Consider the following 15737-nt stretch of genomic DNA (forward strand, 5'->3'; position numbering starts at 1 on the left):
TGTTTTAACTGCCTCACAAACACAATTGATAATCTTTCTCATAAACCATTTTTCGAGGTACACTGTTACGCAATGACGGCGTTGAAAAGGTATTAAGAATGAATGGTGAATCACTGAACGCACGTGGCCTCTCCCGGCGTCAATTTTTACGAACGACCGCAGCGGTGGCAGCCCTTTCCACTTTGCCTGCTTGCTCCTTAGTCTCTGCCTCTCGGCAAAACGGGCAGTGGGAATACCATTTAAGCGCTGAGCCCAGTCAGGCTGAGTTGGTTCCTGAGCATCAGACCGATGTACTGGCCTTCAATGGCGAGACGCCAGCCCCCACTATACGCTGCCGCCAAGGTGAGCCAGTGACCATTCACTTCACCAATAACCTCAATGAACCCACCACCATTCACTGGCATGGGCTACGCATTCCCATTGAAATGGACGGTGTTCCTTTCTTATCCCAAGCGCCTATTCAGCCCGGTGAAACCTTTACCTATCGTTTTACCCCACCGGATGCCGGCACCTTTTGGTACCACCCGCATATGAACTCAGTGGTGCAGTTGGGTAAAGGGCTGGTCGGTGCGATTGTGGTCGAGGAAGCCACGCCGGTTGTGTTTGATGAAGAGCACACACTGACACTCAAACACTGGCACCTAGATCGTCAAGGTAACTGGAAAGATCTCTCTATCCCTCGCTATAGCGCGCGTATGGGCACCCCTGGCGAGTGGGGCACCGTGAATGGTATCCACCATCCTGAATACACACTGCAAGAAAAGGCAACCACACGATTGCGTTTAGCCAACGTGGACAATACACTCACCTATCCCATTCAAGTGCGCGGCGCAGAAGCCTGGATAATCGCCATCGATGGTAACCCGATTGTCACACCACGCCGCTTAGAAGCGCACAAGATAGCCCCAGGGATGCGGCTAGATATTGGTCTGATAGCACCCAATGCTGGTGAAAAAGTTGAAATAATGCACATGAAAGGTGACTTTCCTTTCTTGCTGGCAAGCTTTACCGCCACACCGTCAACGTTAACAGAGAAGCCCTTACCCACTCTGCCGCTCAATCCCGTTGCAAAACCAGATTTAGAGAATGCTGAAACCCGTCATTTTGTGTTTGAGTGGGCTGGCGCCATCACGCCTGCTGATAAGCAAGGGAAGGGAAAACACGAGTTTTGGTTGATGAATAAACGCGCCTGGGAAGGAATGAGTAAAGGTAATATTCCTGAGCCGATCGCCAAACTGGAACGCGGAAAGACCTATATCTTCGATTTAAAAAATGTCACCCAGTACCATCACCCTATTCACCTGCACGGACACACCTTTACTGTGCTGGAAATGGATGGCAAACCAGTCACACCATTTCACACTGACACCGTGTTGTTGGGTAAAAATGGCCACGCCAAGGCAGCGTTTGTGGCCGATAATCCGGGCCGATGGATGTACCATTGCCATGTTATTGAGCACATGAAAACGGGTCTGATGGGGTTTGTCGAGGTCACCTAACGAACAAATCACACACATGAAAAACGGCGAGCACTTGGCTCGCCGTTTTATGTCGCCCTTCAATTTTACCGGGGCAATTATCCGCCCTTCTCGGTTTTAAATCGGTTGACCAGCTCTGATAGCTCTGAGGCCACCATACGCAGCTCGGCAGCTGTGGCATTGGTTTGCTCTGCCGTTGATGCTGCACTGTTGGCACCTTCTAACACACTGGTCACATTCTGATTAATATCTTCCGATACTGAGTGCTGCTCCTCGGTGGCCGTGGCAATTTGTGCCGCCATGTCGTGAATTTGTCCTACCAAACTTTGGATGGTGTCAAAGACGCTCAAGGCCTCTTCCGTCGCCTCCGTGGTGGTTTGTGAGTGCTCAACACTGCCTTTCAGCTTCTCGGAAAGCTGATTCGTGCGCTGGGTTAAGGCCTGCAACAGCTCATCAATCTCTTCCGTTGATTTGGTGGTTTTTTGTGACAGCACCCGTACCTCGTCGGCCACCACGGCAAAGCCTCGCCCATGATCACCCGCACGCGCTGACTCAATCGCCGCATTAAGCGCAAGCAAATTGGTTTGTTCGGCAATGCCTCGAATGGTATCTAGCATGGCGGTGATATTATCGTTCTCTTTGGTCAGCTCAGCCATCGCGCTATCCGCTTCGTTTAGCGTGGTGGCCATTTCTTGCACCGCTGCGCGCGTATTATTCATCAAGGTCATGCCACGATCGACCTCCGACTGACACTGCTGGGCAGAATCCGCGGTCTGGTTACAGTTTTGCGAGACCTCGTTTGCCGTGGCCACCATTTGATGGAACGCAGTGGCAATTTGCTCTAACCCTGAGCGTTGTTGATGACTCGCACCGTCTAGCTGCTCGGCAAATTGGGTGGTGTTATCGGCATGAGATGACAGCTTAGTGGATCTGTCTTTGATACCAATGATCAGCTCTTGAATCACATCCACAAACTGATTAAAGGCACCCGCCGTTTTACCCAACTCATCCTGGCTGCGAACCGGTAAACGCTTGGTCAAATCACCATCACCGCTTGCCGCATCACTCAGCCCATCACTGACGGCAATGATAGATGCAGATATACGTTGAATCATAAAGTAACCAAGCACACCAAACACGACAACAAGGATCAGACTGATGGATAAAATAACGGTTTGCAGCCGGGTAACCTGGCCTAGAACTTCTTGCTGCGGCACAACCCCAATCAAACGCCAGCCACTTTCTGGTGCTTTGTATTGGTTGACAAAGTAATCTTCACCATCAAAAGAGACGGCGGTAAGTGACTCGCTAAAATTCCCACCGCTGTAAACACTGTCGACACTCTGGGCAGGTTCAAAGTTATTGTCTGGGTTGTTCGGGTCAGCAAGCACCGTGCCTGTGTCTTCCACTAGCACAATATACCCCGACTCGCCCAGGGTGACGTCGCCCAGCATGTTTGTCAGTGCTTCTAAGGTGACATCGACACCAATCACACCACTCAGGCCGTCTTGGGCTTGAAACTCCATTACATAATCAAGGAGGGGGGCCCCAGTATTCACATCTTGATACGCTGGTACACGAACTGGATTGTTGCCACTTCCCTGACCGGTTTGGTACCAAGGACGCTGACGAGGATCATAGTTGCCAGACTCCCCTTGCGGCCACTGAATGTACCCACCATCACTTAACCCAAGGAACACATACGCAAAATCTTCTCGTGACTCGCCCATCGCCTCTAGCAACCCATACGCCCGTGCCTCAGCAGGACTATTTTGCTTGGAGGTCATGGCTTTGGTCGATCCCATGTATTTGGTAACAGAGCTGTCTAAACGTTGAAGGGCGTCGCTGTTACCCAGAATCTTGGCGTTTGCCGCCAACCCTTCTAAGTAGAATTTAAACGCGTTGCCGATGTGCTGCATTTCTTTGTAGGAGCTTTGCTCATAGCTTTGCAACGTACTCGTTCGGAATTGATAGAGTGATACAATAGCGATGATAAGCGTGGGCAGGATAACGCCTGTCAGGACGACAACGAGTAAGCGCTTTTTAATACTCATACTGACCTCCGTCAGTGACAGCACATAGGAACATGTTGGTCAAAAGGTTAAGTGTGTTGTTTTAAATTAGAACAACCATTAATGACAATCTAATAAATAACGTATTTTCTCTCCCTTTTTCCACGAGACGGCATTGAGCTGATTGCTTTTTTAGACAAATGCAGTGGCTCGGCAGACACGGATTGCATGATGGCCAAAAAGCCATTACATTAGACAAGACTAAATTAAAAGGACAACTTCATGACCAAGAAAAACTATCAGGAAATCAATCAGCAACAACTGGCGCTCAATAAACAATTTAAAGCACACAGCAGTGACACCCTGTCCGCATTCGGACAGCTGCATCGGGCAGCAATGGCTGAAGGTGATCTCGATGTAAAAACCAAAGAGTTGATTGCACTAGGGATTGGTATTGCCGCGCGCTGCGATGGCTGTATCGGTGCCCACGTGGCCGCCGCCCTCAAACATGGCGCAACCAAACAAGAATGCGTAGAGGCCATTAACGTCGCGATCGTAATGGGTGGCGGCCCGTCATTGATATACGGCTCTCAGGCACTGGAGGCGGTCGAGCAACTGAGTGAGGCGTAGCGATTCATCGCCACCTATAAAGTGGACGTCGACTCATAAACAAAAACGCAGCCGTCTTTGGCTGCGTTTTTATCGACCTTCGCACTGACCGAGATCAGCCGCGATAATACCGCTGCGGTACAAAGGGCATTTTTTCGACTGTCATGGGCAGTTTTTTGCCACGTACTTCCGCGTATACCTCGGTGCCGGGGATAATAAACTCAGGTGGGAGGTAACCCATCGCCACGGGCATCTCTTTAGTAGGGCCAAAGGTGCCGCTGGTGACCACGCCAATTTCATTATCGTCTGCATCAAATAGCTTGCTGCCTTCACGCACAGGGGCTTTGCTTTGGCCCACCAGCCCAATGCGCTTGCGGCTCACCGCTTTGGTCGAAATTTGTTCAAGGATTATCGCCTCACCGGGGAAGCCACCCGCACGCTCACCATCCGCACGGCGCACTTTACTAATGGCCCAAATCAAGGTTGCTTCAACCGGCGTCGTGGTGGTATCCAGATCGTGCCCATACAGGCAAAGGCCGCACTCAAGGCGCAGTGAGTCACGCGCGCCGAGCCCAATCCATTCCACCTCATCGTGGGCTAACAGGGCTTTGGCGAGTGACTCTGCATGTTCGGCCGGTACAGACACTTCAAACCCATCTTCGCCGGTATAACCTGAACGACTCACCACGCAGTGAATGCCATCAATCTCAACAGGCTGAATGTCCATGAACACCATGTCATTCACCTTCGGGTTGAATGTCGCCAGCACTTGCGCCGCCTTCGGGCCTTGAAGTGCCAGTAAGGCGCGATCCTCAAGCACCTCGACGGAGACGTCTCCTGTCAAGTTATCGCGCAGGTGCTGAATATCCTGCGCTTTGCAGGCGGCATTCACGACTAAGAAAAGGTGATCGCCTAAGTTGGCAATCATTAAGTCATCCAAAATGCCGCCCTGCTCATTGGTGAATACGGCATAGCGTTGTTTACCTTGAGGGAGATCCAACACATCAACWGGGACGAGCGCTTCCAATGCTTTGGCCGCGTCTGCGCCATGAAGACGGATTTGCCCCATATGAGAAACATCAAACAACCCTGCATGCTCACGGCAATGAAGGTGCTCTTTGCGCACACCCAGCGGATACTGGACTGGCATGTCATAGCCAGCGAAAGGAACCATTTTTGCGCCCATATCAAGATGCAGGCTGTGTAACGGGGTCGTGAGTAACTCTGCCATTATTCTCTCCATATTGTGCCAGCGGGCATCTTGCCCACGTTAAGCAATGCGTTTATGTGGTTGGTTAAGACGCCGTTACCCATAAGATCAGTGCATCGTCATCACTGACGGAAGCTAGCATGTGTCCCATGGTGGCGTCGTAATATACGCTGTCACCCTCATTGAGCGTGATCGCTTCATAAAACTCAGAAAAAAATTGGATGCTGCCTTCCAGCACCAATAAAAACTCTTCACCGTCGTGTCGAATCCAGTCGCTATAWTCCTCAAAAGCACGTGCCCTGACCCGCGACTTAAACGGCATCATTTTTTTATTGCTTAGCTGTGTTGCCAACAATTCATGCTCGTACGTGCCAGTGGGATGCGCTTTACCCTGACCGGCAAACGTCACATCTCGCCGTCCCGTAGCTTGCCGTTTTTTGGGCGGGGCAAACAACTGCGGGATATCAATGTCCAATCCGTGCGCGAGTTTTTGCATGGCTTGAAAGGTGGGAGATATCTGCTCATTCTCAATTTTGGATAAGGTTGAACGCGCCAAGCCAGTGCGCTGGCTTGCCTCCTCAAGCGTCAGCCCAAGTCCGACCCTGACGGCTTTTAGACGCGGGCCCAGCCGCAATGGTGCAATGGGTTCGCGCGCGTCACCCTCGCGTTGCGATCGCTCAACCTGCATCGACGGGTACACATCCTGTGTTGATTGGTCTGTTGTCACCTGCTTTCGCCTCTATCGGTTGTCCCGCTGTATTTGCCGCTTTAACACTTTTAACAAAAAAGTTTCCTATCGGAAAATATCGATATCATAAACGTGACCTAGCCAGCGAATTGATCAAGGAAGCCAACCTGTCACTCTCACCCGGCACCTTGAGTTCATCATGATCTTACTCGTAAAAACAAGGCATTACAGAGATATTCATTAACCATTCACTTAATAAAAAGCGAGTATATTCCCCGGCGTTACTGGCATTGATTTGCAATTTACCCTCGCTTAGGATAAAAAGGCAAACGTTTGCTCCGTTGTTAGATAGTATCAACAGGAGGAGGTTTTGTCTCCAGGATCACAACATAGGTTTCTTATTGGAAATTTATTTTGCGGAAAAGTGAACGCTTAGGTACGTTAACAAAATGTTTAAATCAACAGTAAGCGCAATCATCGCCAATCTGTTGAATGCTACGTGAAGCAATGTCGGCATCGTCGATGTCAGGACAACAACAATCATGACAACAACGTACCTTACTGATTGAGGAGACAGGCCATGAGTCACAGCATGTTTGACCTGTTTAAGATAGGCGTCGGGCCATCTAGCTCACACACCGTTGGTCCGATGGTGGCCTGCGCACGCTTTAGCCACTATGCGGCGCAAACACTGTCCGTGACCGATATCGATCGTGTCAAAGTGGACTTATACGGCTCACTGGCGCTCACCGGGAAAGGCCATGCAACTGACGTGGCGTGTGTGATGGGGTTAATGGGCGAAATGCCTGCCACCATCGAGTCAGATGAAATCGATACCATGACCAAAATGGTCAAAAATGGTGGCGAGCTTCCTTTTGCGGGGCGCCACTATATTCGATTTAACTGGGAGGCAGATATTGCCTTTCACTATGACAAGGTGCTGCCCGAGCACCCCAATGGCATGACGGTAAGCGCCTTTAACAACGCAGGAGAGTGCCTTGTTCGCAAAACCTATTTCTCGGTAGGCGGTGGCTTTGTGGTGGAAGAAGGCGAAACCGATGCATTGGCAACAGATTTTGTCCCTCCTCACCCTTTTAATAGTGCGGCGGAGTTGCTTGACCAATGTGCAAAAACGGGCATGTCCATCAGTGAGCTGATGTTTACTAACGAAGTGGCACGCGCGCGATATCACGATAGTGGCGCCACACGTGACACGGTTAACCAGGGACTGGATCATATCTGGCAAGTGATGCGTGAGTGCATCGACAGAGGCATTAAACAAGGTGGCGTACTGCCAGGCGGTTTAAACATTAAGCGACGTGCCAAAGGCATGTACGACGCCATTCACGATAAACAAGCCCATGGGTTACCGACAGATACCAATGATTGGGTCAACCTCTTTGCGATGGCGGTTAATGAAGAGAATGCCGCCGGTGGCCGAGTGGTCACCGCTCCAACCAATGGCGCCGCGGGCGTGATCCCTGCCGTGCTTGCTTATTACGATAAGTTTGTCTCGCCCAAGAACCCAGATGGCATCCGTACCTTTATGGCGACCTCCGCGGCTATCGGCTCTTTATACAAGACCAATGCCTCTATTTCGGCCGCAGAAGTCGGTTGTCAGGGCGAGATTGGCGTGGCGTGCTCGATGGCAGCAGCCGGATTAGCCGCAGCCATGGGCGCAAGTAATCAACAAATTGAAAACGCGGCAGAAATCGGCATGGAGCATAATCTCGGCCTTACGTGTGACCCGATTGATGGCTTGGTGCAAGTCCCTTGCATAGAACGCAACACCATGGGCGCCGTAAAAGCGATTAACGCGACCCGGTTAGCCATGGGTGGCGACGGCGAGCATCACGTCTCGCTTGATAGCGTAATTAAAACCATGCATGAGACCGGGCTCGACATGATGAGTAAGTATAAAGAAACCTCACAGGGTGGCCTCGCCACCAATGTGATCCCGATTAATGTTGTGGCCTGTTAACCACCATCGCCAATAAGGAAAGCGCAATGAAACCGAGCTACCCAAATATAGAATTGGAGCAGTTTTTCTCCACTAACTTATCGGAGTCCGATGGTGCCGTGATGTCGGCCGTGCAGGCCGAGCACAAACGTCAACAACAGCAGATTGAGCTGATCGCCTCAGAAAACATCGTTTCGCAAGCGGTGATGCAAGCACAAGGCACTTGCTTGACCAATAAATACGCAGAAGGCTATCCAGGCCGTCGCTATTACGGCGGCTGCGAGCACGTCGATGAAGTCGAAGCCATCGCCCAGGCCCGTGCCAAACAGCTGTTTAGCTGCGAGTATGTCAATGTTCAGCCACACTCTGGCGCACAAGCCAACGGCGCGGTGATGCTTGCGCTGCTGCAACCTGGTGACACCATTTTAGGTATGTCACTCGATGCCGGCGGCCACCTCACTCACGGCGCGCGTCCTGCGCTATCGGGTAAGTGGTTTAATGCCGTACAGTACGGCGTGAGCAAAGATAGCTTAGAAATTGATTACGATGAGGTCGCGGTACTGGCCCGTGAACATCAACCTAAGATGATCATCGCTGGTGGCAGCGCGATCCCGCGTCCGATTGATTTTGCCCGTTTCCGCGCGATTGCCGATGAAGTCGGCGCGTACCTGATGGTTGATATGGCGCATATCGCTGGCTTGGTTGCTACTGGCGCCCATCGCTCGCCACTACCTCATGCGCATGTGGTCACTACTACCACCCATAAAACCCTGCGTGGCCCGCGCGGTGGCATGATCCTGACCAACCACGAAGACATCAACAAAAAGATCAACTCGGCCGTGTTCCCCGGCCTGCAAGGCGGTCCATTAATGCATGTGATTGCGGCTAAAGCCGTCGCATTCGGTGAGGCGTTAGAGCCTGAGTTTAAATTGTATATTGATCAAGTAGTTGCTAACGCCAAAGTCTTGGCCGAAGTACTACAAACACGTGGCTGCGACATCGTCACCGGCGGCACCGATACCCACTTGATGCTCGTTGACCTACGCCCCAAAGGCCTAAAAGGCAACCAAGCGGAGCAGGCGCTCGAGCGCGCTGGGATCACCTGTAACAAGAACGGCATCCCTTTCGATACCGAAAAACCCATGATCACCTCCGGCATTCGCCTCGGCACCCCCGCGGGCACTAGCCGCGGATTTGGTACCCAGGAGTTCCACCAAGTTGGTCAGTGGATTGGGGACGTGCTCGATGCCTTAGTCGAGGCACCAGAAGGCAACGCCGAGGTTGAGGCACGCGTGCGTAAAGAAGTACAGCAGCTGTGTGCCCGTTTCCCGCTTTATCGCCAATAAATGGCGGCCCGACGCCATAAACAGTCTTGCAACGACGTAGCCAATACCATTGCCACGTACGTAATTAACACACAGGAGGCGGTGTAATCGCCCAAACACCGCCTCATTTTACATTGTAAATCGCTCAACGATTGAGCAGCTCGTATTAAAGCAGGAGAGTAACAAATGGACGCGACACTAAAGTTTTCTGAAAGCCATGAGTGGGTCAAAGACAATGGCGATGGCACTGTCACTATGGGGATCACCGATCATGCCCAAGGCCTACTTGGCGATGTCGTGTTTGTCGATCTACCTGAGGTGGGTGACAGTACTGAAAAAGGTGAAGGCTTTTCATTGGTGGAGTCGGTAAAAGCCGCATCAGATATTTATGCGCCGGTTGATGGTGAAGTAGTCGCCATTAATGAAGATCTAGAAGATAGTCCAGAACTGGTCAACGAAGAACCTTTTGAGGGCGGCTGGATTGCCAAGATTAAGCTGGCAGACGACACCAACTTGGATCATCTGATGGACGCGGACGCCTATACCGCCGCAATCGACGACTAATTCAGGACGAATACCATGACGCAGACTCGTTTACTCGATAGCCTGGTGGCCGATAATGATTTTATCGCGCGCCATAATGGCCCAAATACCCAACAGCAAGATGCCATGCTGGCGGCGATCAATGCCACCAGCCTTGAGCATGTGATTGAAGAAACCGTTCCTGCGGATATCCGTTTGCCAAAGCCGCTTAATCTGAGCGCGCCGAAAAGCGAAACCCAGATGCTGGCGGAACTGAGCGACATTGCCGCGCAAAATACCATTAAGCGCAGCCTGATCGGCCAAGGTTACTATCACACACATACTCCACCGCCTATTTTACGCAATGTGTTGGAAAACCCGGGCTGGTATACCGCTTATACGCCCTATCAGCCCGAGATCTCGCAAGGCCGACTCGAATCCTTGCTGAACTTCCAGCAAATGGTGATGGACTTAACGGGGATGGATTTAGCCAACGCGTCGCTGCTCGACGAAGCCACCGCGGCTGCGGAAGCCATGACCCTGTGTAAGCGTGGCGGCAAGCACAAAGGCAACGCCTTTTTTGTTGCCAGCGACGTGCATCCACAAACCTTGGATGTGATTAAAACGCGCGCCAACTTCTTAGGCTTTGACATCATTGTTGATGACACGGACAAGCTGGATCAGCACGATGTATTTGGCGCCCTACTCCAATATCCCGGCACCACGGGTGAAGTGCGCGATCTCAGTGCGCTTATCGCGGAAGCGCAAAGCAAGAAGACGCTGGTCGCGGTTGCTACCGATCTGCTTTCACTCACTTTGCTTAAAGCGCCGGGTGAAATGGGCGCGGATGTGGTGATTGGCTCCGCACAACGCTTTGGTGTGCCTATGGGTTACGGTGGCCCACACGCGGCCTTTATGGCGACACGTGACAAGCTCAAGCGCACCATGCCAGGCCGCGTGATTGGCGTATCGGTCGATAGCAAAGGCAACCAAGCCTTGCGCATGGCGATGCAAACGCGCGAGCAACATATCCGTCGTGAAAAAGCGACTTCCAATATTTGTACCGCCCAAGCCTTGCTGGCCAACATGGCCGCTTTTTACGCGGTCTACCACGGTCCCGACGGTTTGAAGAAGATTGCCCGCCGTGTGCATCATCTGACCGCGCTGTTCGCCAAATCGGTACAAGCGGCCGGGTTGAGCCTTGCGCACGACAGCTTCTTCGATACCGTGACGTTTAACACGGGCGAGCAAACCGATGCCTTGTACCAACAAGCGCAAGATGCTGGTTTTAACTTGCGTAAACTGGATGGCCAACTTGCCGCGAGCTTTGATGAAGCGAGCACGCTGGCAGAAGTCAATCAATTGCTTACCGCACTCACCGGTCAAGGCAATGCAGAAGCCGTGGCGAGCGACATTGAAGCTGATGAATTGGCCGCGATCCCTGTCGTATGCCGCCGCAGTAGCGCGTACCTAACGCACCCTGTCTTTAACCGCTATCACAGTGAAACCAAGCTGATGCGGTATATGAAGGCGCTGGAAAACAAAGACTTTTCCCTCACCCACGGCATGATCCCGCTAGGTAGCTGTACCATGAAGCTAAACGCCGCGGCCGAGATGATCCCTGTCACTTGGCCAGAGTTTGGCGCCCTGCATCCGTTTGTGCCATTGGAGCAAGCCAAAGGCTATCAAACACTGGGCAAATCACTGCGTGACATGCTGTGTGAAATCACTGGCTACGACGAGATCTCCATGCAGCCCAACTCAGGCGCACAAGGTGAGTATGCGGGCTTAATCGCGATTCAGCGCTACCATGAAAGCCGTGGCGACAGTCACCGCAACGTAWGCTTGATCCCAAGCTCCGCGCACGGTACCAACCCTGCCTCCGCGGCCATGGTTTCGATGAAAGTGGTTGTTGTAGGCTGTGATGACGATGGCAATATCGACATTGACGATCTGAAAGCCAAGATCGACAAACACCGCGATGCGCTCTCTTGCATTATGATCACCTACCCATCGACACATGGTGTGTACGAAGAAACCGTGCAACAAGTGTGCGAGCTGGTGCACGAGGCAGGCGGCCAAGTTTACTTGGATGGCGCCAATATGAATGCGCAAGTGGGGCTGACCACGCCGGGTTACATTGGCTCAGACGTCTCGCATCTCAACCTGCACAAAACCTTCTGTATTCCACACGGTGGTGGTGGCCCAGGTATGGGGCCGATTGGGGTGAAATCGCACCTCGCGCCTTTCCTTCCCGGCCATGTGGAGCAAGGTGACGAATGTGCCGTGTCGGCCGCACCAATGGGCAGTGCCTCGATTCTTCCTATATCATGGGCGTACATTGCCATGATGGGTGAACAAGGCCTAACGCGCGCGACCGAGTTGGCGATTCTCAGTGCCAACTATGTGATGGAGCGTCTGCGTCCCTACTACCCCGTGCTTTATCGCGGCAAAAACGGACGCATTGCGCACGAATGTATTATCGACATTCGTCCGCTCAAAGAGGCATCCGGTATCAGCGAAGAAGACATCGCCAAACGCTTGATGGATTATGGCTTCCACGCGCCGACCATGTCGTTCCCGGTGGCGGGTACGCTGATGGTTGAGCCGACCGAAAGTGAAAGCCAAGAAGAATTGGATCGCTTTTGTGATGCCATGATTGCCATCCGCGAGGAAGTTGCCAAGGTGCAAGACGGTGAGTGGGCGCTGGAAGACAACCCATTGGTCAATGCGCCCCATACCCAAGCGGATCTGATGGCTGACGAGTGGTCTCACGCCTATTCCCGTGAGTTGGCTTGCTTCCCATCCGCTCATAGCAAAGCAAGCAAATACTGGCCATCGGTCAACCGTGTCGATAACGTCTACGGTGACCGCAACCTGATTTGCTCTTGCCCTAGCATTGAAAGCTATATGGATGAGTAATCCACTAATCACAGATAACCAAGTTAGAAACTAACTTAATAAACGAAAGGCGAGCCGCTCGGCTCGCCTTTTTCTTTTAGAGACGCGAAGCAAAGCTTACACTAGACCACATGGGACAGGAACGGGTGCGCATAACATTGACCTTGCGTTGATGAGTCAATCTCGGTCAGGTGCCGTGTTGCGCGATACAAGAAGGATCAAGACTAGAAGTTAAACACTCGTACGTCTTCGTTGCGCATAATCCGGCTGATCTGTGGTGGCTTAGCCACTGAAATCCCGGATCGCAATGCTGCTTTTCCTTTGTCGCTGTTAGGTAAAAATAATGCGCACACACTCACATTAGCGCCGCCTTGTTTCAGCTTCATCATTAGTTGTTCTGGGGTAACGTTTTTGGGCTTTAATGGCGCGTTTTCAGTATCTTTAAACGCTAATTCACCGGCTTTCCCACACAGCAACACATCAACATGCGTCCCTTGGGCCTGCATCGTATTCGCTAATACCATAGCCATTCCTTGTGTTTGCAATTCGCCACTGTTAACCATTACCAACGCTTGTTCCACCGAATCCGTCGATGCTTGAGCGGCCCCCGTGAGCAAACCTAGTCCAAATAGGCTGCCGATTATTCGTTTCTTGTTCATGATGCACTCCTTTTTATAACTCATCAAAACATTAGCACATTCTAATAATTGGCATCGTTTGAATCCAACATTGTGTTAACCCACTAGAAAAAGCGTGATGCTGAATGCAATCAATTTACATACAACCAATAAATCGGTCATCTAAGTGGAGGTTGACTTCGTACCGAGAACTATTATCTATCTATAGGGATCCACTATGCTCTCATTTTTAAAGCCGAATCCAGTTAAAAAGCTAAAAAAACAGTACGACGCTAAACAACAACAAGCCTTTGAGGCCCAGCGCAATGGCGATATCAGAGGTTACTCACTACTCACCGAAGAAGCGGAAAAGATTGACCAACAAATCAAAGAATTGGAAAACAACGCTTAGCCATTTGAGACATGGCTAAACTGCCGTTTTACCAAGCGTTGATACAGAGGGCAGCGCACCAGCAGGTCGGTATGGCTGCCTATATCCACCAGCTTACCTTGATCCATCACTACAATGTGGTCAGCATGCTGAATGGTCGATAAGCGGTGAGCGATAATCAAGGTGGTGCGATCCCGCATTAAAGCCGCCAAGCCTTGCTGCACCGCATGCTCACTTTCACTATCCAGCGCGCTGGTGGCTTCATCGAGCAATAAAATCCGTGGGTCCTTGAGAATTGCGCGGGCAATCGCAATTCGCTGCCGTTGGCCGCCCGAAAGCCGCACGCCTCGCTCACCTAAAAAGCTGTGATAACCATCCGGTAATTGCTGAATAAAGGCATCAGCGTGCGCTTGAACGGCCGCCTCTTTCACCGCTTGCTCACTGGCGTTTGGCCTGCCGTAGCGGATGTTTCCTATCACATTATCGCTAAACAATGCCGGTTGCTGCGGCACCAGAGCCATTTGTTGGCGCAAGGCTTGCGGGGACAAGAGGCGAATATCTTGCCCGCCTAGCATAATCGCGCCTGACTGCGGATCATAAAAGCGTTGCAGTAATTCAAATACGGTGGTTTTTCCCGCTCCCGACGGCCCCACTAACGCCACGACTTCGCCGGGCTGAATAGCAAGGTTCAGCGTATCAATCGCCGGCTGATAGGGCCGCGTGGGATAATGAAAGTGCACCGCTTCAAAGCGAATATCATTGCTCAGTGATTGGGCATCAACAATCGGTGAGGTAGCGGGAGTACGAATATGACTTTGCACGTGTAAAAGCTCCACCAAACGCTCTGTTGCGCCTGCCGCGCGCTGCAACTCCCCCATCACTTCCGACAAGGTGGCCATCGAAGAGGCAACCATGATGGCGAAAAATACAAAGGCGCCCAAATCGCCTGCCGACATGGTGCCTTGAATCACATCGCGCCCGCCGACCCATAACATGCCAGTAATGGCGCTGAACACAATCACGATCACCCCGGAAATAAGAATGGCTCGTTGTTTTACGCGCTCGCGTCCGATCTGATAGGCACGCTCCACCTCTTGCCCAAAGGCGGCTTTAGCGTGATCTTCTACCGCGAAGCTTTGCACGGTTTTAATATTGGTGATGGCTTCGCCGGCATAGCTGCCTACATCCGCCATCGAATCTTGGCTTTGCCGCGACAGCGCCCGCACACGACGGCCATAGATAAGTATTGGCACCAAAATAAAAGGCACGGAGGCCAACACAATCAACGTTAGTTTAATATTGGTGGCAAACAGCATGATGATCGCGCCCACACACATTAACGCACTGCGCATCGCCATGGAAAAAGAGGAGCCGATGATATTCTGCAGCAAGCTGGTATCTGTGGTGATCCGCGACATGATCTCGCCACTGCCGTGGGTTTCAAAATAACTCGGATGCAGATCAATCACATGATCAAACACCGCTTGGCGAATATCAGCACTGACCCGCTCACCCACTGATGACACCAGATAGAAGCGGAAAAAGGTGCCGATCGCGATTAATACCGTGATCAGCAAAATAAACTGTACCGCATTACCCAACTCAACCAGTGATTGCTGTGCAAAGCCTTGGTCGATCAAAAGCCGAACGCCGTGTCCGACCGAGAGTGTTAATGATGCGGTAAAAACCAAAGCCAGCAATGCCGCGCTCACTTGCCAACGGTAAGGGCGGATAAACGCAATCAGCTCCCACAAAACGGTCAGATTTTTACTGTTGCGACTTGAAGCAGATGGTGTCGAAGCGGTGTGTGTTGAAGCGGAATTGGCCATAAGCTCTACTTAGTGCTGTCCTTGCACATTTAGGGGCGGGTGAGCAAGATCATTAACTCGCTGCACCCTCACGTGTCAACAATTCACATATTCAGACGCACATTTGATATAACCAACCTCAATCATCGAATCAATAGGGGCAGACTTTGATCATACCGGATGGATAATATCAGTAAGTTAAGCGATATCTTTAGC

Annotated in this window: 12 protein-coding genes; 7 read left to right on the forward strand and 5 right to left on the reverse strand. The window is 51.6% G+C overall.

The features are described 5' to 3' along the window. Positions 1-98 precede the first annotated feature (98 nt). Positions 99-1499 carry a multicopper oxidase family protein gene (locus tag BZG14_RS07055; RefSeq protein WP_077608354.1) on the forward strand — a complete coding sequence of 467 codons (1401 nt, stop codon included), beginning with the start codon at positions 99-101 and terminating at the stop codon, positions 1497-1499. A gap of 77 nt (positions 1500-1576) precedes the next feature. On the opposite strand, the gene BZG14_RS07060 is transcribed toward BZG14_RS07055, so the two are convergent. Further along, positions 1577-3532, reverse strand: a complete 1956-nt coding sequence (locus BZG14_RS07060; RefSeq protein ID WP_077608355.1) for a methyl-accepting chemotaxis protein — start codon at positions 3530-3532, stop codon at positions 1577-1579. A 240-nt stretch (positions 3533-3772) separates the two neighbouring features. On the opposite strand from BZG14_RS07060, the gene BZG14_RS07065 reads away from it, so the two are divergent. After that, positions 3773-4120, forward strand: a complete 348-nt coding sequence (locus tag BZG14_RS07065; protein WP_077457262.1) for a carboxymuconolactone decarboxylase family protein — start codon at positions 3773-3775, stop codon at positions 4118-4120. 94 nt (positions 4121-4214) lie between these two features. Here the strand turns inward: BZG14_RS07065 and gcvT are convergent, their stop codons facing one another. After that, positions 4215-5342 (reverse strand): glycine cleavage system aminomethyltransferase GcvT, encoded by a 1128-nt coding sequence (gene gcvT, locus BZG14_RS07070; RefSeq protein WP_198532029.1) that lies wholly within the window; start codon positions 5340-5342, stop codon positions 4215-4217. A 52-nt stretch (positions 5343-5394) separates the two neighbouring features. After that, complete coding sequence (locus BZG14_RS07075) at positions 5395-5997, reverse strand: helix-turn-helix domain-containing protein (RefSeq protein WP_077608357.1); 603 nt, start codon at positions 5995-5997, stop codon at positions 5395-5397. A 580-nt stretch (positions 5998-6577) separates the two neighbouring features. Between BZG14_RS07075 and BZG14_RS07080 the strand changes: the two genes are divergently transcribed. The 4 genes from BZG14_RS07080 (at position 6578) to gcvP (ending at position 12726) form a co-directional block, all read left to right on the forward strand. Beyond that, a complete protein-coding gene (locus BZG14_RS07080) occupies positions 6578-7978 on the forward strand; it encodes an L-serine ammonia-lyase (RefSeq protein WP_077608358.1) in 1401 nt (466 codons plus the stop codon). Between the two features lie 26 nt (positions 7979-8004). Further along, positions 8005-9303, forward strand: a complete 1299-nt coding sequence (locus tag BZG14_RS07085) for a serine hydroxymethyltransferase (protein WP_077608359.1) — start codon at positions 8005-8007, stop codon at positions 9301-9303. Positions 9304-9468: 165 nt separating this feature from the next. Then, the gene (gene gcvH / locus BZG14_RS07090; protein WP_069361007.1) at positions 9469-9846 is read left to right on the forward strand and encodes a glycine cleavage system protein GcvH; all 378 of its coding nucleotides are present in this window, start codon (positions 9469-9471) and stop codon (positions 9844-9846) included. 15 nt (positions 9847-9861) lie between these two features. Next, positions 9862-12726, forward strand: a complete 2865-nt coding sequence (gene gcvP / locus BZG14_RS07095; protein ID WP_077608360.1) for an aminomethyl-transferring glycine dehydrogenase — start codon at positions 9862-9864, stop codon at positions 12724-12726. Positions 12727-12929: 203 nt separating this feature from the next. Here gcvP and BZG14_RS07100 read toward each other — a convergent pair whose 3' ends face one another. Further along, positions 12930-13364, reverse strand: a complete 435-nt coding sequence (locus BZG14_RS07100) for a hypothetical protein (protein WP_077457274.1) — start codon at positions 13362-13364, stop codon at positions 12930-12932. Positions 13365-13560: 196 nt separating this feature from the next. On the opposite strand from BZG14_RS07100, the gene BZG14_RS15400 reads away from it, so the two are divergent. Further along, positions 13561-13734 carry a DUF6435 family protein gene (locus BZG14_RS15400; RefSeq protein WP_106406585.1) on the forward strand — a complete coding sequence of 58 codons (174 nt, stop codon included), beginning with the start codon at positions 13561-13563 and terminating at the stop codon, positions 13732-13734. Here the strand turns inward: BZG14_RS15400 and BZG14_RS07105 are convergent. Continuing rightward, complete coding sequence (locus BZG14_RS07105) at positions 13731-15542, reverse strand: ABC transporter transmembrane domain-containing protein (RefSeq protein WP_077608361.1); 1812 nt, start codon at positions 15540-15542, stop codon at positions 13731-13733. The genes BZG14_RS15400 and BZG14_RS07105 overlap by 4 nt on opposite strands. Between the last annotated feature and the right edge of the window lie 195 nt (positions 15543-15737).

Origin of the sequence: Salinivibrio sp. IB282 (assembly GCF_001995685.1) — a bacterium.
In the GTDB taxonomy this organism is placed as follows: Bacteria; Pseudomonadota; Gammaproteobacteria; order Enterobacterales; family Vibrionaceae; genus Salinivibrio; species Salinivibrio kushneri.